31 protein-coding genes are annotated in these 16537 nt (G+C 60.5%); 10 read left to right on the top strand and 21 right to left on the bottom strand.

Annotated elements, in window-relative coordinates; translation table 11 throughout:
• Position 1: 1 nt before the first annotated feature.
• The 13 genes from EYW47_RS05820 to EYW47_RS05760 all read right to left on the bottom strand — a co-directional run bounded on the left by EYW47_RS05820 (position 2) and on the right by EYW47_RS05760 (position 6759).
• The gene (locus EYW47_RS05820) at positions 2-463 is read right to left on the bottom strand and encodes a hypothetical protein (protein ID WP_133193913.1); all 462 of its coding nucleotides are present in this window, start codon (positions 461-463) and stop codon (positions 2-4) included.
• 89 nt (positions 464-552) lie between these two features.
• On the bottom strand, positions 553-1158 hold the full coding sequence (locus tag EYW47_RS05815) for a hypothetical protein (RefSeq protein ID WP_133193912.1): 606 nt from the start codon (positions 1156-1158) through the stop codon (positions 553-555).
• Positions 1155-1406: a phage portal protein gene (locus tag EYW47_RS05810; protein WP_133193911.1), complete on the bottom strand. Its 252-nt coding sequence runs from the start codon at positions 1404-1406 to the stop codon at positions 1155-1157. Before EYW47_RS05810 ends, EYW47_RS05815 begins: the two co-directional genes overlap by 4 nt.
• Complete coding sequence (locus tag EYW47_RS05805) at positions 1403-1726, bottom strand: hypothetical protein (RefSeq protein WP_133193910.1); 324 nt, start codon at positions 1724-1726, stop codon at positions 1403-1405. The genes EYW47_RS05810 and EYW47_RS05805 overlap by 4 nt, the downstream gene beginning before the upstream one ends.
• Positions 1723-2058, bottom strand: coding sequence for a hypothetical protein (locus EYW47_RS05800; protein ID WP_133193909.1), 336 nt, complete (start codon positions 2056-2058; stop codon positions 1723-1725). Before EYW47_RS05800 ends, EYW47_RS05805 begins: the two co-directional genes overlap by 4 nt.
• Entirely contained in the window at positions 2046-2480 is a 435-nt protein-coding gene (locus EYW47_RS05795) for a nuclease domain-containing protein (RefSeq protein ID WP_133193908.1), read from the bottom strand. The genes EYW47_RS05800 and EYW47_RS05795 overlap by 13 nt, the downstream gene beginning before the upstream one ends.
• Positions 2481-2494: 14 nt before the next feature.
• On the bottom strand, positions 2495-3025 hold the full coding sequence (locus EYW47_RS05790; protein WP_133193907.1) for a hypothetical protein: 531 nt from the start codon (positions 3023-3025) through the stop codon (positions 2495-2497).
• Position 3026: 1 nt separating this feature from the next.
• Entirely contained in the window at positions 3027-3611 is a 585-nt protein-coding gene (locus EYW47_RS40775; RefSeq protein WP_165976502.1) for a DUF1064 domain-containing protein, read from the bottom strand.
• Between the two features lie 364 nt (positions 3612-3975).
• Entirely contained in the window at positions 3976-5073 is a 1098-nt protein-coding gene (locus EYW47_RS41715; protein ID WP_240763561.1) for a helix-turn-helix domain-containing protein, read from the bottom strand.
• Positions 5074-5080: 7 nt separating this feature from the next.
• Complete coding sequence (locus EYW47_RS05775; protein ID WP_133193906.1) at positions 5081-5353, bottom strand: hypothetical protein; 273 nt, start codon at positions 5351-5353, stop codon at positions 5081-5083.
• A complete protein-coding gene (locus tag EYW47_RS05770) occupies positions 5353-5799 on the bottom strand; it encodes a phage regulatory CII family protein (RefSeq protein ID WP_133193905.1) in 447 nt (148 codons plus the stop codon). The genes EYW47_RS05775 and EYW47_RS05770 overlap by 1 nt, the downstream gene beginning before the upstream one ends.
• Positions 5800-5998: 199 nt before the next feature.
• Positions 5999-6241 (bottom strand): hypothetical protein, encoded by a 243-nt coding sequence (locus EYW47_RS05765; protein WP_133193904.1) that lies wholly within the window; start codon positions 6239-6241, stop codon positions 5999-6001.
• Between the two features lie 218 nt (positions 6242-6459).
• Entirely contained in the window at positions 6460-6759 is a 300-nt protein-coding gene (locus EYW47_RS05760; RefSeq protein WP_205710025.1) for a transcriptional regulator, read from the bottom strand.
• An 84-nt stretch (positions 6760-6843) separates the two neighbouring features.
• Between EYW47_RS05760 and EYW47_RS05755 the strand changes: the two genes are divergently transcribed.
• Complete coding sequence (locus EYW47_RS05755; RefSeq protein WP_133193903.1) at positions 6844-7218, top strand: hypothetical protein; 375 nt, start codon at positions 6844-6846, stop codon at positions 7216-7218.
• 558 nt (positions 7219-7776) lie between these two features.
• Positions 7777-8325: a hypothetical protein gene (locus EYW47_RS05745; protein WP_240763560.1), complete on the top strand. Its 549-nt coding sequence runs from the start codon at positions 7777-7779 to the stop codon at positions 8323-8325.
• A 142-nt stretch (positions 8326-8467) separates the two neighbouring features.
• Here the strand turns inward: EYW47_RS05745 and EYW47_RS05740 are convergent, their stop codons facing one another.
• Positions 8468-8809, bottom strand: a complete 342-nt coding sequence (locus EYW47_RS05740) for a lysozyme inhibitor LprI family protein (RefSeq protein ID WP_133193902.1) — start codon at positions 8807-8809, stop codon at positions 8468-8470.
• Positions 8810-8829: 20 nt separating this feature from the next.
• Positions 8830-9228 carry a hypothetical protein gene (locus EYW47_RS05735; protein WP_133193901.1) on the bottom strand — a complete coding sequence of 133 codons (399 nt, stop codon included), beginning with the start codon at positions 9226-9228 and terminating at the stop codon, positions 8830-8832.
• 472 nt (positions 9229-9700) lie between these two features.
• Between EYW47_RS05735 and EYW47_RS40770 the strand changes: the two genes are divergently transcribed.
• From EYW47_RS40770 to EYW47_RS05730, 4 genes are read left to right on the top strand one after another with little or no spacing between them, the layout of a single operon-like run.
• Positions 9701-9847, top strand: coding sequence for a hypothetical protein (locus tag EYW47_RS40770; RefSeq protein ID WP_165976501.1), 147 nt, complete (start codon positions 9701-9703; stop codon positions 9845-9847).
• Positions 9847-9981 (top strand): hypothetical protein, encoded by a 135-nt coding sequence (locus EYW47_RS42390; protein ID WP_276322931.1) that lies wholly within the window; start codon positions 9847-9849, stop codon positions 9979-9981. Before EYW47_RS40770 ends, EYW47_RS42390 begins: the two co-directional genes overlap by 1 nt.
• A gap of 18 nt (positions 9982-9999) precedes the next feature.
• Positions 10000-10161, top strand: coding sequence for a hypothetical protein (locus tag EYW47_RS41315; protein ID WP_205710024.1), 162 nt, complete (start codon positions 10000-10002; stop codon positions 10159-10161).
• A 23-nt stretch (positions 10162-10184) separates the two neighbouring features.
• On the top strand, positions 10185-10535 hold the full coding sequence (locus EYW47_RS05730) for a hypothetical protein (protein WP_133193900.1): 351 nt from the start codon (positions 10185-10187) through the stop codon (positions 10533-10535).
• Here EYW47_RS05730 and EYW47_RS05725 read toward each other — a convergent pair.
• Positions 10510-11139, bottom strand: a complete 630-nt coding sequence (locus EYW47_RS05725) for a hypothetical protein (RefSeq protein ID WP_133193899.1) — start codon at positions 11137-11139, stop codon at positions 10510-10512. The genes EYW47_RS05730 and EYW47_RS05725 overlap by 26 nt on opposite strands.
• 113 nt (positions 11140-11252) lie before the next feature.
• Between EYW47_RS05725 and EYW47_RS05720 the strand changes: the two genes are divergently transcribed.
• Complete coding sequence (locus EYW47_RS05720) at positions 11253-12203, top strand: hypothetical protein (RefSeq protein WP_240763559.1); 951 nt, start codon at positions 11253-11255, stop codon at positions 12201-12203.
• Between the two features lie 21 nt (positions 12204-12224).
• Here EYW47_RS05720 and EYW47_RS05715 read toward each other — a convergent pair whose 3' ends face one another.
• Positions 12225-12587, bottom strand: coding sequence for a hypothetical protein (locus EYW47_RS05715; RefSeq protein ID WP_133193898.1), 363 nt, complete (start codon positions 12585-12587; stop codon positions 12225-12227).
• 67 nt (positions 12588-12654) lie between these two features.
• Here EYW47_RS05715 and EYW47_RS05710 point away from each other — a divergent pair, with 67 nt between their 5' ends.
• Positions 12655-13623 (top strand): hypothetical protein, encoded by a 969-nt coding sequence (locus EYW47_RS05710; protein WP_133193897.1) that lies wholly within the window; start codon positions 12655-12657, stop codon positions 13621-13623.
• Positions 13624-13658: 35 nt separating this feature from the next.
• On the opposite strand, the gene EYW47_RS05705 is transcribed toward EYW47_RS05710, so the two are convergent.
• Positions 13659-13949, bottom strand: a complete 291-nt coding sequence (locus EYW47_RS05705) for a hypothetical protein (protein WP_133193896.1) — start codon at positions 13947-13949, stop codon at positions 13659-13661.
• 125 nt (positions 13950-14074) lie between these two features.
• Here EYW47_RS05705 and EYW47_RS05700 point away from each other — a divergent pair, with 125 nt between their 5' ends.
• Complete coding sequence (locus tag EYW47_RS05700) at positions 14075-14302, top strand: DUF4224 domain-containing protein (RefSeq protein ID WP_133193895.1); 228 nt, start codon at positions 14075-14077, stop codon at positions 14300-14302.
• Positions 14299-15420, top strand: coding sequence for a site-specific integrase (locus EYW47_RS05695; RefSeq protein ID WP_133193894.1), 1122 nt, complete (start codon positions 14299-14301; stop codon positions 15418-15420). The genes EYW47_RS05700 and EYW47_RS05695 overlap by 4 nt, the downstream gene beginning before the upstream one ends.
• 27 nt (positions 15421-15447) lie before the next feature.
• Here the strand turns inward: EYW47_RS05695 and EYW47_RS05690 are convergent, their stop codons facing one another.
• The 3 genes from EYW47_RS05690 to EYW47_RS05680 are packed head-to-tail and all read right to left on the bottom strand — an operon-like array spanning position 15448 to position 16496.
• Positions 15448-15699: a hypothetical protein gene (locus EYW47_RS05690; RefSeq protein WP_133193893.1), complete on the bottom strand. Its 252-nt coding sequence runs from the start codon at positions 15697-15699 to the stop codon at positions 15448-15450.
• Positions 15692-16258: a type II toxin-antitoxin system HicB family antitoxin gene (locus EYW47_RS05685; RefSeq protein ID WP_133193892.1), complete on the bottom strand. Its 567-nt coding sequence runs from the start codon at positions 16256-16258 to the stop codon at positions 15692-15694. Before EYW47_RS05685 ends, EYW47_RS05690 begins: the two co-directional genes overlap by 8 nt.
• Positions 16245-16496 carry a type II toxin-antitoxin system HicA family toxin gene (locus tag EYW47_RS05680; RefSeq protein WP_133193891.1) on the bottom strand — a complete coding sequence of 84 codons (252 nt, stop codon included), beginning with the start codon at positions 16494-16496 and terminating at the stop codon, positions 16245-16247. Before EYW47_RS05680 ends, EYW47_RS05685 begins: the two co-directional genes overlap by 14 nt.
• Positions 16497-16537: the final 41 nt, after the last annotated feature.

Genomic DNA, 16537 nt, shown 5'->3' with positions numbered 1-16537 from the left:
CTTATTCAATCCGCGGAATCGCGCCAACGACACCCAGCAATAGACTCGCCATCAAAGTCGAAGTCGTCTCATCGCCGATCCGGATGTCACCATCGATTTCCCATTCGAAGTCACCCGTCAAATTCCAAGTCGCCAAGCGGCTCTCATTGAACAGAAGCCCATATACCTGCTCCGCACGCTTCTCGCCCAACACATCGGTCCTGATCAAGAAAAATGTGAATCGGCCCAGCAAATCCTGATCACGAACGACCTGATCGTACACAACCCGGATTTGACCGTGCGCGCATTCGATTCGCAGATCGTCTGCGACATCCGAAGCGGCGAGCCCGAAACCATAAGCATCCGCGAACCGCGCCTCTTTCACACAGGCACGGAAAAGATTGCGCAGGATCACTGATGCACCATCCAGACGCTGACTGACCTGAACAAACCTCTTCGCATTTACAACTGCTTGGTAACCCATTCGCTTCCCCGTTTAGCATTGACTGGCCGCTGTGCTGCGGGCAATAGCATATTCCCTCGGACAACGAGGCACAAGGCGCCGGACGAAGGTCATCCAGCACGCATCAGCATGCCGATGTCGTCGAGTCGCTCGCTGAAAGCCGTGAGGCCGTTCTTCTCCAGATCCCGAATGCACTTGCGGATTGCCGTGATGTGGCGCTCGGCTGCGGCCTTCTTGATCTCAAGGTGCTTCGCCACCTCCAGCGGGTCAGTCTTCTCCCCGAAGTACTTCATGATCACTGCGACGCGGAATTCCTTAACCGGTGGCACAGGCGTTAGCGTGAGCGCAACATAATCCGCAAGCTGGTTCACAGCCTCCTCGAAAATCGGATTCAACTTCCAGCCGCGGCAGCATGAGCGGCGGCAATCGCAGCGCTCGCTGCGCGCGAGCTTGCCGGTAATGAGCACAGCTAGCTGCCAGTAATCGATGCGCTGCAGTTCGGCGAACACCATGCCTGCCTGTCCCGCGCCGTCGAGCCCGACCAGACCGCGACCGCTGCCGCGCGACGGACCTTGTAGCAGCTTGGCCATAGGCGACATCGCATATTGCTGACTGGAGAAGTTGCACGCGAACATGATCGCCTCTTGTGCGCTCTTGAAAATGCCGGTTTGGGTTGCGTTCATAGTCACCTTGTGGTTTGCGTTGTGTTCGGTCACATGACGACCGTGAAATCGATGCCGTAATACGTGAGCCAGTCGCCCAGCGCGTGCCGCAGCTCGACGGAGTGCGGCCACGCGAATTCGATCTGCGTCAAGCCCTCCGACGTCTCGCTGATTTCGCCGCTGAACGGCGAGTTATCGAACGCGATCAGGCGCGCGCCGGTCACCGTGTCACGATGGCGCAGCGCCGTTTCGAGCAGCGCCTCGGGCACATCGTCGTATTGGATGTAGGCGTGCGCGGTCATGCGGTCTCCGATTTCCATTCGTCATCACCGCTAGCGAGGAACGGCGCCAGCGACTTTTTGTTGTCTGCAAGCGTTGCGGTGCACCAGGCATGCTCGGCACCAACCAGCCTTCCCGATTCGCGCAGGTGGCTGCGGAACTGCTCTGGCACGAACGCGAGCGCTCGAACGTAGTCATCGGCGATCTGACCTTTGAATTCCACTCGGCGCAATCCGTGGACCATCGCCTCAATCGGTCCCTCGATCTCGCCGACCGCCGAACGCCCCTTGATGCTGAACACGCCGATCGTCGGCATCTGGACCTGCAGGCGGATCGGCTTCATGCGGACACCTCGGCACGCCATTCATCGTCGCCGCTCTCGAGGAACGGGCGAAACGCGGTCGAGTTGAGCGCGATGAGCGCGTCCACCCAGGCCAGATCCTTCGTCACCCACTGCCAGCTCTTCACGAAGAACCGATACCCGCTCGGGATTTGCGCGAGCACGTGGACGACGTATTCCTTGCCCGCTGCATCCTTCTGCCGACAGCGCCGAAACCCGTATGCCACCGCATGCACTTGCCGCATGATTCGCTCGTTCTTGAATCGCCCATTCACCCACGCGCGCCGCGGCGCCGCAGGCATCGGCAGCTTGATCTCGACTTTCACTGGCTGCATTCAGCACCCTCCGTAATACCCATCTTTCGATCACGAACCGGCTCCCAGCGTGCGAGCGCGTCGAGCGTTGCGTCGCGCCGCTGTTCCTTGGTCGGCTCCCTCGACTGGTCGAGCCAGAAGTGACAGGCGCCGCAGCCCGGAAACGTGAATCGGTTGTCCGCCTTGATACCCTTCCCCTTGCCGTGCTCGAGCAGATTCGAGTGGCACGGCACGACCGTGTCGTCGTTCGGGTTGAGACGGCAAATGCCCGGCACGCGCAGGTAGCACGGCTCGTCGCGGCACGCCGCCAGATACTTCGATCCTTCCGCCACCGTTGGCTTGCGCGGCCGGCTTCGCTTCTTGGCGCGGCGCTCGGCCGTCGCCCGATTCGCGAAGCTGCTGAAGGGCGAATCGGGCTTGCGCTTGAAGCCGGTCCGCTTCATCGGTGCCGAACGCCTCAAGCGCCCACCCTCCCCGTGCTCACCATGCTGTGCATCGCGCTCACAACTGCAACGTCCGCCACGGGCCACCATCCGGCGGCGGCGCGATAGCGCTGGTCCAGCTCGCGCTCGCGTGCGCGCGCTGCAACTGGGTCTTCATCGACCTCCAGATTGTCGAGCACCTCGTCATCGCCGTTGCCGAACTTGACGTACTGGGTGCCGTATGGACCGCGCTCTGCCGAGACGTACAGTTGACGCTGGTCGAGCATGCGCCCGACGATCCGGCGGATGGTTTTGTGCGAGGCGCCGAATTCGGTCACCAGCTCGCCGTATGTCCATGGCCTGCCATCGCGAAGCAGATCGAGGATCGCCTCCGGATACGATTCGACGAGCGGCACCTTGCTTCCGAGCCCGAGGCGCTCCGCGAGCTTGTGCACTGCGTTCGCCGTGCGGCCCGGCAGGCGATGCATCTGCTCGCCCACATGGCACCCGGCGCGCCAGATGTCGCGGACAGTCGCGAGCTCGTCATCAGTCCACTTCCTCGGCATCTCAGATCTCCTTGATGGTGATGTCGTGCACGGCGAGCATCTGCTTGCGCTTTTGCACGTATGTCCGGTTCTTGCGCGTCGCGATCGACTTCACGTCCTCGACAACCTGCTTGCCCGTGGCGACGTCGATGTAGACGAAATCCGCCACATACTTCGATGCGCGCTCCCATGTGCCGTCATCGCGCCGCTTGCGCTCGGTCAGGACGAACGGCACCTGCAGCTGCAGATCGCGGATGCGGCCGGCGGCCTGCAACTGGATCAGGTGGAACCAGCGCGAGCGCTCCTTCTCGCTGTCGAACTTGATGCCGTTGTGCTCGCACTTCGAGTTTCGATACTTCGGTGCCTTCCTCGGCTTGGCCATGCCGAGCGACGGGACGGCGTCGCGGCGATACGCCGGCGTGCGCGCCGTGCTGCTGTCGGCGCCGTCGGCGATCTCGTCGAAGCCGTGCGCGGGCTGCGTGCCGAACTTCTCGGCCAGCTTTCGCTGCGCGTAGCCAACGGGCAGCGCGTCGTCGCGCACGCGCGCGGTGCCGACTGTCTTCGTGCCCGCCGGCACGACCATTGGCCATGTGGTGCGCTTCGTCATCGATTGACCTCGCACCGCCGCGTCCCACTCTTCCGGAGTTGCGTCATCTATCGACCTCCTGTTCATTTCCAAATACCCCTGCGGTTTATGGGAAGGCACTGCCATCCCTCTCGAAGCGACTCGGGAATACCTCGCATACCCTTGCGCCCTCAACGGCTTAAATCGGCCCTAATTCGCTGGCGCCTCGCAATCTCGTTCGCCGAGAGCGCATCGAAGCGATCGCACTCGTTCTCGGTGAACGGCTCGTCGAGCCATTCGCGCCAGCGGCCCAGAGGGAACGACCGTGCGAAGCGGCACGCGGAGCCGATTGCGTTATCCAGCTTCACGGCGCAAGCGCAGTTAGCGCAGCAGTGCTTTTCGGCGCTCATGCGGCCTCCGCAAGCGCGGGCTTTTCGCGCGGAATGTCGTTGAAGTAGGCGTACAAGGCTTCGTAGCGCTCTTCGCTCTCGCGGCTGACCGTGCGTAGAAGCTCTTCCATCCATTCGCCCGGGCCCGCCAACTTGCAGACCTTCGCCTTGAATTGCTCAAAGAACTGGAACTTCGCTCGATCGACGCCGAGCTGCGCGCCGCGAGTGAGGTAGCCGCTCTCCGACTTCCACCAGTCCGCCGGCGGTGCCGCCGCACCCGACGTTGCGGCCTGCTGCTGCGCATCGCGCACTGGGAACAGGCCCGTCCATCCGCGCAGCACTGCCTCATCGATCGTCGTCTCCACCGACTGGCCGGCGTCGAGCAGCTTCTTGATCCGCTTGATCGACACCTTGGCTGCGGCCAGGGTCCACGGTGCGTCTTTCGCCTTCGCCTCGCGGTGCTCGCACCAATCGGCCCATGCTTCTGCTGGCAACCAGTCGGGCAGTTCCATCGATCGCAGTTCGGAATTCAACGCAACTCGCGACGCACGTCGCGCAGGTTGCTGATCTCCTGCTTTCTCTTGCACTACTAAAGCTATCTTGGTGTCGAAATTTGGAGGGGCTTCAGGTGAAATTTCACCCCCTTCAACGTGGGATTTGGAGGGGCTTGAAGTGGAATCTGGAGCCGCTTGGGATTTCGAGGGGCTTGGTTTTTCACCACCCTTAGCGGGGTGAGATTTCGAGGGGCTTCGTTTTCCACCCCTCTTCGCCATGAACTCTTCGAGCGTCGGCGGGCTCAGCGAGATCGTTTCTCCGCGCGCGTCGACGCTCTGCACGATCGTCGCAGCCGCAGGCGCCAGCATCTGGTAGACGACGATGCTTTGCGTGCGGCCGAGGCGCTTGTCCGTCTCCAGCAGGTAGCCAAGCTCGATCAGCTTGTTGCGCGCGCGGCGGATCGTCTGGATATTCAGTTCCGTGTCGAGCTCAAGCTCTTCGTTCGTGACCCACGTCGAATAGTCCTCACTGGCCCAGTTCGCGTAGGTCTTCAGCAGCGTCTTTGCAGACGAATCGCCGACTCGCTGACGCTTGGCCCACTGGTACGCGTATCCACTCATAGCGCCCTCAGTTCGCCGCCGGCAAGCCGAGCGTTTCGTTGTTGACGCCTGTGGCCGCGCACTTCTGCGCACCACGAACTGCCAGCTTCGCGTCGTCGAGCAGCTCTCGCACACGACCACAGACGCTCGACAGGCGCATGTTCGTGCGGTCGGCGATCTCCTGCCGCGTGAGCGTCAGGAACGGGCTGTAGAACAGGTCGAGGATCATTTGCTTCTGCGTGCGCCGCGCGCCGCCGTCGAGCGCGTCGTAGGCCGCGCGCTGGGTCCATGTGGTTCGCATTACTTGCCCTCCGCCATGCCTTCGATGCGGCCAACGAGACCGAGCAGCACCTTGATGTGGGTCCAGGCGCAGTCGCGAATACGGATCACTTCGTGGCGCTCGACGCGGCCGTCTTCGAACGTGCGATTGACCTCTTTGCCGATCTCGCCGTTCGTCTCCCACGTTTTCGCCATCAGCTCGATCACCTCGCCGTCCGCGCAGTTTTCGGGCGTCGGGAGCTTGATCAGGGCATAGCCGCGCTCGCGAGCCCAAGCTTCAAGGACTCGGTCATCGTCGGTCTTCACCGTCATGTCGACGACGTTCATCAGCGTCACGTGATGGGTGTCGGTATTCGGATTGACCTTGTTGCGCAGCACCTGCGCGGACATGCCGAGCCGCGGCGCGAGCGATTCGCAGCCACCGGGATATTCGTGCGCCACGGCGTGGACGGTGTCGAGGATGTTCAATCGAGCCTCCAAACAAACATGTTTTCTTGCCGTGAGGACTACTAAAGTGCAATCACACAACAAGAAACGGGAAACTAACAAAAATGAAAGGGTTGGTGACGGTTACTGTCGCAACTGCATCGGATCGAAGCGCGGGGAATCGCTTCGCCGTTCGTTCGCCCGCTCCGCGTAATGGAGTCGGGCGAACTCTCTTACCGTCTCAAGCCAACGCAGCAAGCGCATCGGTTGCCTCGCTGCTCTTGCTCGCGGCCTTGGCGCCGCTGCTGTGCAACTGAGCGAGCCGCGTTGCGGCCTCAACCTTTGCCCAATCGACGTGGTTCACGAAGCCCTTCATCGGAATGTTGCGCGCGGGCTGATTCAAGAACACCCGCTGAGACAGCGTTTCGCGCTCACCGTCTTCGATGTGCAGCGCCGCCGAGTTTTCCTCGCGGATGATCTTCACGACTGCGTTGATGCCGCCATGCGTGGCGTGCTCGCGAAGCATCTGTTGGTGGTGTGGAAGATGCATTTATGCTCCGTGGGTAGAGGGATGAGGATCCCGATATTCGTCTGTAGAATTGGAAGTCCTTACACAACCCTTTCTACAAAGGATCCTCATGTTCAATCGGGACTACAAAACCAAAGCGCGGTCGCATTCCGGCGCCGCGCCGGGGCCGAAAATCACTTCGTAGCTTCACCATTTGGGGCACCGCCAGTCGGCGGCTGGACGTCGTCGGAAGACGCGACGCTTTGTTGATCGGCCAGCTCAGGCCAGATTTCGTACCAGTCGTCAGGGCGAAGATCGCGGCGCGTGACAACGAGGCCCGATTCGCGCTCAATACGTACGCAGAGCTTTTCGCCAGCGATTCGCTGGCCGTACATGACATTTCGCAAGAATGCGTACGTTGTCCCACACCGCTTCGCGAACTCCTTGCGATGCGCTGGCGACATTGATGATAGAAACGCCTTGAGCTTGTCCATGGCGTCAGATTACACCGTTTGGTGAAATCAATCAACACCATCTAGTGAATTTCACCATTTGGTTTACGCTGGTCTAATCCAACTATGAAAATCGATCTGCTGGACTTCGAACAGGTCACCGAGATGCGCAGGCGGAACCTCGCGCGCTTAGTGGAAATACACACGCAAGCAGTCGTTGCGCGGCGGACAGGCAGGGTCGACCGCCAGATCAGCGATATGGTCAAATCGAAATCGTTTGGGGAAAAAGTCGCGCTCGAGATGGAGCGCAAATGGCTCGATAGCACGGGTGAGGCTATCGACCTGATCGCCCCGCGCCCGAGAGAAGAAAGTGCCGGTGCGCCGAGCGGATGGAATCAGCTGGATGATCTGGGGCGCATGAAGGTGGAGGCATACATTAGCGGCCTCCTCGCGCAATCGCCGTCACTGCCGCCCGGCAGCGGGCGCTTCCAGGCGGACTAAATCTGCATCGAGCCCACTCCTTTCGCGGAGTGGGCGAAGCGACGTATCGCGAAATGCCGTTTTGTTTCCGATGAGCGGGCGCCCAGTGCCGAATTCCAGGCCGAAGCCCGGCTCTCCCAGCAGAGTCACATTCCACCGGCCCTGCTCACCCCATTGCTCGACGAGAACAAGCCGCCCCACGAGGAGCGGATTGGTCGAATAAATCACCTGCGCAAGATCCCCCGGCCTGCATCTGCGGCCGCCCAGCTCCCCGATTTGATGCTGCATCTTCTTTTACCCGCACCCCAATATCTGTCTAAATATACAGTACCAGAGCTTTCGGTCGACTGCTAGAGTAGAAAGGTTTGTGGAGAGATTGTAATTATCCAAAACGCATAATACCAACATCAATGGCTGCCGGACTGCAAAGGACAGCCGCGACACAACCACATACATAAAACGGGGAATTCCATGGGGATTCGAACTATCGCCACATGTGCGGCCACAGCCGCCATCGCGTCGCTCAGCGCTTGCACATACAACGTTCCTCTTTCCGCGCAGAGCGGGGCCGCCGAGGTCATGTCGACCAAGGCCACGAAGGGCAGCGCATACATCGTCATGTCGCCCGAGCTCTCGAGTCTGGGTCGGACCGTCAAGCCGGGCTTGATCTGCGGAGCGCACAGCTATCCAATCTATGCGGGCGATGTTATCCGCAGCTCGCTTATAAAGACGCTTGAAGGCGCCTATTCGTCCGTCTCGGCGAGTGACTCACTGCCCACTGCTGCTCAAGGTCCAGTCTTTAAATTCGACGTCGCGGACTTCGACCCGAGGCTGCGCTTCGCGCAAGGCTTCTGGTCAGGCTCGGCAGATGCCAACGTTGACCTGGCAATACGCGCTCGCGTCACCTCACCCACGGGAGCTGAGCTCATCACAACGACGTTCCGCGGCCAGGGGCACGGCAGCGAAGACGGCCAGGGCTGCGGCATGGGAGCCGATGCGCTGTCAGACGCTGCCGCAAAGGCAATCCGCAGCGCGATGGAAAACTTCGTCGACAAGGTGATCAACACGGGTGCATTGCAGCAGCCTATAGCCCAGACGACCCAAGCCGCAACCGCTTCCGCAAAATGATCGCCGCAGCTGTAGTCGTTCGCTGCTATTCGTGTTGATGGCGAGAGGGTGCACTTAAAGTCTTTGCTGCAACAAAACTCAAAAAGCAAGCGACATAGAGGGGGGGCGTTGCGCCCGCCCTCCTCATTTATACCGTATGGGCTTACATCGGCTGGAGGCTGTGGCTGCGCATGAATTGCTCGATCTCGTCGTTACGCGAGCCAATGGCCCGGTAGTAGCAGACGTTGTCATCGCACTTGCTGCTAACCGCCTTTTCCCATTTCTTCTGATTATCCTGCAGCTCGCGCTTCTCGCTGTCGGATACGCTCGATGAATTGACGATGCGCTTGTAGTTCTCTTTCATACGGAGCATCCCACCGTTGGCGCCGTACTGGTAGCACTGCTGGGCTTCGGCCTGCGAGCGCTTCATTTCGCAAATGTCGACGTAGGCGTGGGCTTGAAGACTGATGGTTGCGAGAGCGAGGGCGACAATGAATATACGCAAGATTTCTCTCCTGGAAGGGTTCAATTCAAACGCATGTCGGGAACGCCATACTTCGACGTTTTCTGGTAGGTGAAGTCCTTGAACTTCTGGATGTGGTCGATGTAGCAAGCGGTATCCGGATAACCACCGCTAGCTTTCGGACACTGACGATCGGCATCTAGCGCGATATTCTCACGCTTGGTTCTCACCTGTTGTTTCACGGCTTCGGGAACCCTGCGCGTTCCAAATACCGCGATCTCGTATTCCTCGGCTTGTTCCATTTCGCTACTCATGATGTTCGACCAGCAGTCACTCCGCTGTTGCTTGGTCGGCATGGTGTCGCAGGTGGAGACAGCGAAAGCGGTGGAGGAGGACGCGGCGACAGTGGCTATAGCGACCGCCAAGGCCAGTTTCGTCGAGCTGTTTTTGTTCTTCTTCATCGAGGTTTTCCTTTCGATTGGTTGGTTTGTGGGTGGGAGGAAAAACTGGATTGTCGGGGAAAAATTTGACTACGAAAGCAAGAAGAAATGCAATAGAAAGGCTGGCAATGTCTAGGCGTTAACGGCATTCGTCCATGAAGGTTTAGCCCGGACTTTGTAGGGCAGTAAGACTTGCTTGTGTGGAGCAAGCGCATCAAGCCCGCCCCCCTCTCCAAAGCCCGCCCTGAGCGGGCTTTTTCACAGCCGCGCCATCCGCCCAGCCACGCCGTTAGAAAATTTCCTCGAGTATTCACCAAATGGTGTTGACATACGGAACACCATTTGGTGTAATCCGTCTCACGCACTCACCGAGGCACTGAGCGGGGGTGTCTCAAGTCGGCGCGGCGACTCTAAATAGCCCGTAACGGTCTCCAACGGCAAACAGGACGAGACTCCCCCGCTCAGTGCTGCGATACCTAATGGAGCTTGAGAGATGAATCGAATCGCTTGCGATAACGCCCTGCTGCTCGCATGCCATGACTTCTCGGGCCGCGTGGCGCTGGGCTGCAAAGTGATCGCCGTCGGCGCAGCGGTGGGCATCGGCTGGTGGCTGCTCGTCGCAATCCGCGCTGGTGCCTGATGGAAACGATCAAGCTCGGCGCGCGCCTCGCAGTCGCCATCCTCGCAGTGTTCGGCCTCCTGTTGATTCAGGCCCAGATGCAGGAGCGTGAAGCGGCATTCGAGACCCGCTGCAACGTGCATCGCTGCACCTAATCCCGTAAAGGCTCACCGATGAACCTGGTCGAAGCAATTTGCATCGCAGTCCTTATCGGTTTGCCTCTAGGTGTGGTAGTCGGAAAGTACCTCGCGTGGCGCCATTGCGGCGCGCGCGAATGCGCGGAGCTCACGCCGCCGCGCGAGTTGGATGAGCCCTACCCGCGTTGGTGGGAATGACCTGAGTTCTGGAGGACGTCGAAATGGGTGGCTTCTGTGTGTATGGGCAGTCGATGGAGGTTGCGCGTAAGCGCGCTGAGAAGAAGGTGTCCGAATTCGATCCCGGCACGCGCCGTCCGCTGACGCCCGTTGAGTGGAAAGAGCGCGTCGATGCAGAGGCTGTCGGCATCTTCGCGCAAATGAAACCCGTGCGCGTGAGCGGCGAATTCGACGCCCCCCAGTTCGCGCGCGACTTCATCGACGTTGCGCTCGAGACAGCGCAGTGCGCAAACATGGCCGTCATGCGCATCGAGAAGAAGCGCGACGCCAAAGGCAATAACGTTCTCAGCAAAACGAGCGGCCTACCTCTCATGACATGGGTTCGCCACGAATAGGAGCGTTGGATTGGATCAAACCTTTCTCGAGCACCGCCCAAGTTTGGTCGAGCACCATCTCAATGCGCAAAAGTTCGCCGCGGAATTGCGGCACTGCCTCGTCTAACCAGTTCCCTGACTTGAAGAATTTATTAGTTTCATCGCCCATTTGTGCAAGCACCGACTTCATCAGAATCAAAGCACGCACGTTCTCTGGGGACCCCAAATCATGCAGCGGAATATTATCGATTGCCAAGACCATGCCATTGAAAAGCGGTTCATTCTGGCCGTTCCAGGTCCTATAGAAGCCGGCTTTCTCGAGTGTGCTTCCCAAGCGAATAACATTTTTTGCTTGATTGTGCGCGCCTTCTACGACGGCACCGTATGCCCCCATCCTGTGGCGCCGCTCGCGTTCCGCCATCTCCTGTGCCTGCCTCATATTGGACTCGGACTGACGTTCGCCGATCTTGTAAGCGCCAAATATTGCGGCAATAGAACCGACAGCTTGAACCCATCCGGATGCGGCTTCGCTATGCAGCTTAAAAGCGTAGACCAAGAACGCGACAACGACGCCGAGCCCTGCGAGTGCGAACGCAACTTCGACGCATTGCCAAACTCGCTTCATTTCCTCACCCCGATTTATTTTGCTGGATCGTATCACGTCAATGCGGACTCGATTTGAGAGTAACTACGATGCTTACGCGCGCTCTCCCGGCATTACTCGCAGTCGCGGCTACCGTGACTGCAGCGTGCCTCTCGATTCAGTCTGGCCTGCAGCGTGGCGGCTTCTTTGCCGAACGCGCGCTGTGGGTCGCCGTCGGCGTCGTACTCGTCGTGGCCGCTCACCTGCTACCCGCCCTCGTCCGGTCGCACGGCTGGCGCGTGCGCGTCGTCGGCGCCCTGCTCTGGATCGGCTGCATTGCGGCTACCTGCTACGGTCACGCCGTCTTTTTCCTGACTGCTGCCCGTCACGCCGGTGAGCTGCGCGCCGCTGCCGTACCGGTCGTGACTGCGCATGGTCGTGACTTGGCCGTGATCGCCAGTGACCGCGCAGGTGTAGTAGCGCGACTGGCGCGAGTAACGGAGCGGCGCTGCGCTCAGCCGTGCCCGGCGCTGCGCGTCGAGCGCACGACGCTCGCCGCCACGCTGGACGCGCTGGACGCCGAGAAGGCCGAAGCGTTGCGCATTGAGGCCGCGCAGGATCGCGCCGCCGCAGCGCGCGCCGCTGCCCTCGCTGATCCGGTAACGGGCGCCATGACTGCCTTCGGCCTGCCCGCTGCGCGCGCCGACCTGATTGCCGGGCTCGCCTTCGCTGGCGTGCTTGAGGCTGTCGCCTGCTTCGCCTGGCTGCTCGCGTTGCGCCCCGCCGCCGTGACTGAAATTGCGGTAACGCCCGCCCAGCAAGGGAGTAACGCAGTACCAGTAACGCCAGCAACGCCCGAGAGTATCGCCGTGCCTGCAGTCGTGACGGTCACGTCGCCCGCCGCCGCGCCGGTCGTGGCCACGCCCGCCGCCGAGGTGCTGAGCCTGCCAGTAGTCGAGCAGACCGATGACGTGACCCGAGTCACGACTGCAATCGCCGCCGGCGAACTACGCGGGACCGTGACCGAGATCCGCAAGTTTCTGGGCTGCTCACAGTCGCGCGCCGCGGCAGTCCGCAAGCAGCTTGAACTACAACCGATTGAGTGAGACGAGCGTGAAATCAATGGATCACTTGAGAAAGAGCGCGATGACCGAGACGAACAGCGAAAGACCCGCGATGAGCCACGCAATTTTCGCGTGCTTCGCGGACTGCTTGGCACTGACCGCGGATTCCTCCGATGCCTGCGCCGATCGCTCCGATGCTTGGGCGGCAGCCTCAGTCGCCTCGGTCGTGCGGCGTGCCAATTCGCCTGCAGCCACGTCCCTGGCCTGTTGCTTCAGAAGAAGCCATTTACGAACGTCACGCTCCCGTGCGCCCCATCTGCGCGTATCGAGATCAGCAACGACGGAGGCCTCACCGCGCTCTTCAAGGACGTCGAAGAACCTGCGCTCGTCGTCGGTCAGGGCCATTTGCTGCGGCACGTCGCCCATACGAGTCTCCACGGCATTTGATGCGCCGAATGCTAGCACGACCACCACTCACGAGGATTGAACAAACATGGATGCACTACGCGCTGGTCTGCAGGAGAACAGTCCGGCCATCCTTCCCAATATTGATGAGCTCGTTTCGCCGATTGCAGTACGGGCAGAACACATATATGCCGAAATCATCGATGCCGATTTTCTCCGGCTTATACGGAAACTCCCTGTGGCAACGAACGCAGAGCCAATTCATCACGACCTCGTGTCGAAAAGGATGACAGCAATGAACGATAGGATAAGTTTGGAGGAAGGCAAGCGCGCCGCTCTCCCTTCCGATGCAGCGCAAGCGCCGGTCATGCTGACGGATGAGCAACGCGGGGCTATCGAGTGGGCGGCAGGACGGGCGCATGTTGCGTCGCTCGGGAAGCCTATCGATGGAATGGAGGGGCAGCGCTGGCGCGTCTTGAACGATCTATTCCGCGCCGCTCCCGTCGCCACTGCTGCGGCAGCACAGCCAGCTCCGTCTTGCGACCCAGCCGATGTTTGTGCCGGTTGCCGGTGCGAGTATGGCGCGACGTACGGAGCGCCCGACTCGGCAGCGCAGCCCGACGAGCAGGCGAAAGCCGACCGGGATCTCACACTCTACGGCGAGTCGTTCATGGTCGACGGCAAGCACGTTTCGCTCGAGCGCATCACGAGACTGTTCCGCGACACTGCGCGCCAGCCGGGCGCGATGCTGATTGCTGGCGAGGCGCGCATGAGCGACGCCGCGCGCGATGTATTCGCCGAACGTGCGCGGCAGGTGAACGAGGAAGGTTGGGACACGGCGCACGATGACCGGCACGTGACCTTTTCGCTCTCTCAGGCAGCAGCCTGCTACGCCTTCCACGCGTGCGGCGTCTACGCGGGCAGTTGTCCGGTTCTCTGGCCGTGGGATTACGAGCACCGGAAGCCGACGACGCCGCGCCGCGATCTCGTGAAGGCCGGCGCGCTGATCCTTGCTGAGATCGAGCACATCGACCGCACGGAAGGTAAGGCGCAATGAGCTATCCGTCCGACTGCTACACGCGCTTTCTGCCCTCAGTGGGCCGCGTGGAAACGCTCGTATATCTCGCGCATCTTGCGGTGCGTGCACGGACGCCCCGGAGCCACTCGCTGAATCTCGGCATTCAGCTGCCGCACGGAAAGCCCTCGCTCGCTCAACTTCGCGGCCATCTCCCTGAGATGAGTTTCATGCAGAAACTTTCCGCTTCGCCTGTTGCACCAGATCAAGCGCTGTCCGCGGGCTGGCCCTCGCTTAACGGTGCCGAACTCGAACTTGAGTACGCCAGCTGTCTTGAACCAATAGTCGACAATTTGTTGAGTTTCCATAGGCACCTCGCAGTTGAGTCAAGAGATGCTACGCCAGCTTGCAGCAGCCGTGTGATCGACGGTGTTCACATCGCAGTCGAAGGTAACCGCGCACCCATAGGCGTGCACCAAGAGGAGTGCGATTGATGGCTACATATATGACGCGCGCTGAGCTGGCAGAGCTCGTCGGCTGCGAGCCGCGCAGCCTGGCCTGTATGCGCCGCTGGCTCGACCGCAACAACTGGCCATACGTGACGAACCTCGCTGGCGTGCCGCAAGTAATCCGGCAGTACTTCATTGACCGGATGTCAGGGCGCGCTGCGCCCGCCGCCAACACCGAAGACGAACCAGACTTTTCAGCACTCGACGCATGATTGGACGACGCAAAACCCCGGACGGCCTACCGTTCCGCCTCTATCCCCGCTACGGCAAGCACAAGGTCAGCTTCGCCTACAAGCTGCCGAACGGGAAATGGGCGTTTCGACTGTCGGCGCCCGCGCACAACAAGGAAGCGATCGCCGAGATCCGCAAGCAGGCGATCGAGCGCGCCGAGGCGCTCAACGGCGACGCCGTCGAGCCGGGCACCGTCGAAGCGCTATTCGAACGCTACTTCTCCTGGCAATACGGTCTGCCGGTCGACAGCGAGCTTCGCAAGGCTTCGTCCACGCTCGAAGAGAACGAGCGCGAGAAGCTCCCACTGATCAAAGTGTTCGGGAAAATGTCGCCCGCGGCGATCAAGCCGAAGCACGTCTATGGGTATCTCGATAAGCGCGCACAACAAGGCGCGCCGGCCAAGGCGAACAAGGAAATCGCCCTGCTTTCCGCCGTGCTCGAGTACGGCCGCCGCCGCGGCGACCTCGAAGTGAACCCGTGCCGCGGCATCAAGTACAACCCGACGCGCCCGCGTGAGAAAGTCGTTGGTCTGCACGAGCTCGACCTCGCGGTCGAGGTGGCGCGCCAGCGCCGCAGTTCAGACGGCGACGCCGGTGCTTCGGTCTACTTAATCGCGGCGCTGTGCGCAAAGGCCGCGTATCTGACAGTCAGCCGGCCGACAGAAATGCGCGCGCTGCTCCGGCAGGCCATCGGCACCGACGGCGTCACGGTACCTGTAGGAAAGAGAAAAAAGGGACAGGCGCAGAAGAACAAGACTGTGCTCTGGTCGCCAGATCTGCGCGCGACCATCGATGAGGCGCTCGCACTTCAGCGCACGACGAGCCTGTATGTATTTGGCAACACGTCAGGCCAGCTCTACACGCGCAGCGGCTGGAACACGAACTGGGCGCGCCTGATGGGCTACTGCGAGAAGGTCGCGGCTGAGCGCGGCATCACGTTCGAACGCTTCTCGCTCGCCGACATGCGGCCGACTGCGGTCACCACGCGAACCGAGGAAGGCGACGATCGAATCGTCGACGCAACCGGCCACGCAGACGAGCGCATGGTGCGGAAGGTCTACGATCGTCGACGCCAGCGAAAGGTGCGTGCAACGCGTTAGAGCGTCAGCCTTCCGGACACCTGCTTGCTATTCTGTAAGGGGGTTCACTTCGGCGGCATCTACCGACAACGCGTTTAGGCTGTCAGACTTCTGAATCCCGATACCCATAATCGGGACCATGGCCGTCGGGTTGATGTCGTCTTGGCTCGGCCCCACGTTGACTACGCCAAACCCGAGGTTCACTGCCAATGCCCAGATGCCCTCGTGGATATTCTGCTTTTTGAGCAGCGCCGTGACGACTTCGCGGTGAGTAAACATGTATTGCGTTGCTTCAGCCACGAGCGCCCCCTATTCCCGTGTACACCATTGGATGAATGTTTGAGACGAACGTCCCCAAATCATCCACTTCAACGACCTCGGTACTAGTCGTCACTCCTGTCAGCACACCCCGACGTACAGCCTCCCACATGATGCGATAGTGCGCTCCTCCCATCACAACACCCTTGGCGTGGGAAGGCTGTGTGTGCAACACGGCGAGCCGCTCTTGAACGACGTGCAGACTCTGAGCGCTAGCAATTAGCGTCACCAAGTACTGATTCAGGCTGACACCCTCGCGTTGTGCACTGACTGCAAGATTTCGATGCATCGACTTGGGAACCCGGAGGAGGAACTTGCCGCTGTACTCAACCTCCGCCGGCCGCGAAGGCGGCGGGATCGGGTTTCCGGCGCTTGCTGCCGCCTCTTTCCAAGCGGCGATCGCATGTTTCAGTTCGGCAAGGGCGGACGCTTCGTCTTCACCAAATGCGGAGCAACCAGGGAGATCGGGAGCGATTGCGATGAAGCCTTCATCCTCGTCACTCCAGAACACCTCCGCTGGATAACGGTCAGGATTGTTCATCTTCGTACTTGTCCATCATGGAAATGAGCTGCTTCGCCTGATACGGCGGAATTTTGCCGGCACGATTCTGAAAATTCAGTTGCGTCGGCTCCCCCGGCCTCGAGTACGCCCAGTGGGACGTTCCACCCGATCCGGTATGCGTGAACCCCAGCTCTACGGCGACAGCACACGCGTCGTCAAACCGAACATCTTTCGGATTCTGACGAATTCGGTCGCGGCGCTTGAGTCGCTGGTTCATGGTCCTGATACTACACGTAGTATCAGACTCGCGCCACTTAC

It is taken from the genome of Paraburkholderia silviterrae, assembly GCF_004353915.1.
Lineage (GTDB): Bacteria > Pseudomonadota > Gammaproteobacteria > Burkholderiales > Burkholderiaceae > Paraburkholderia > Paraburkholderia silviterrae.
This window is presented reverse-complemented; position numbering and strand designations above follow the sequence as displayed.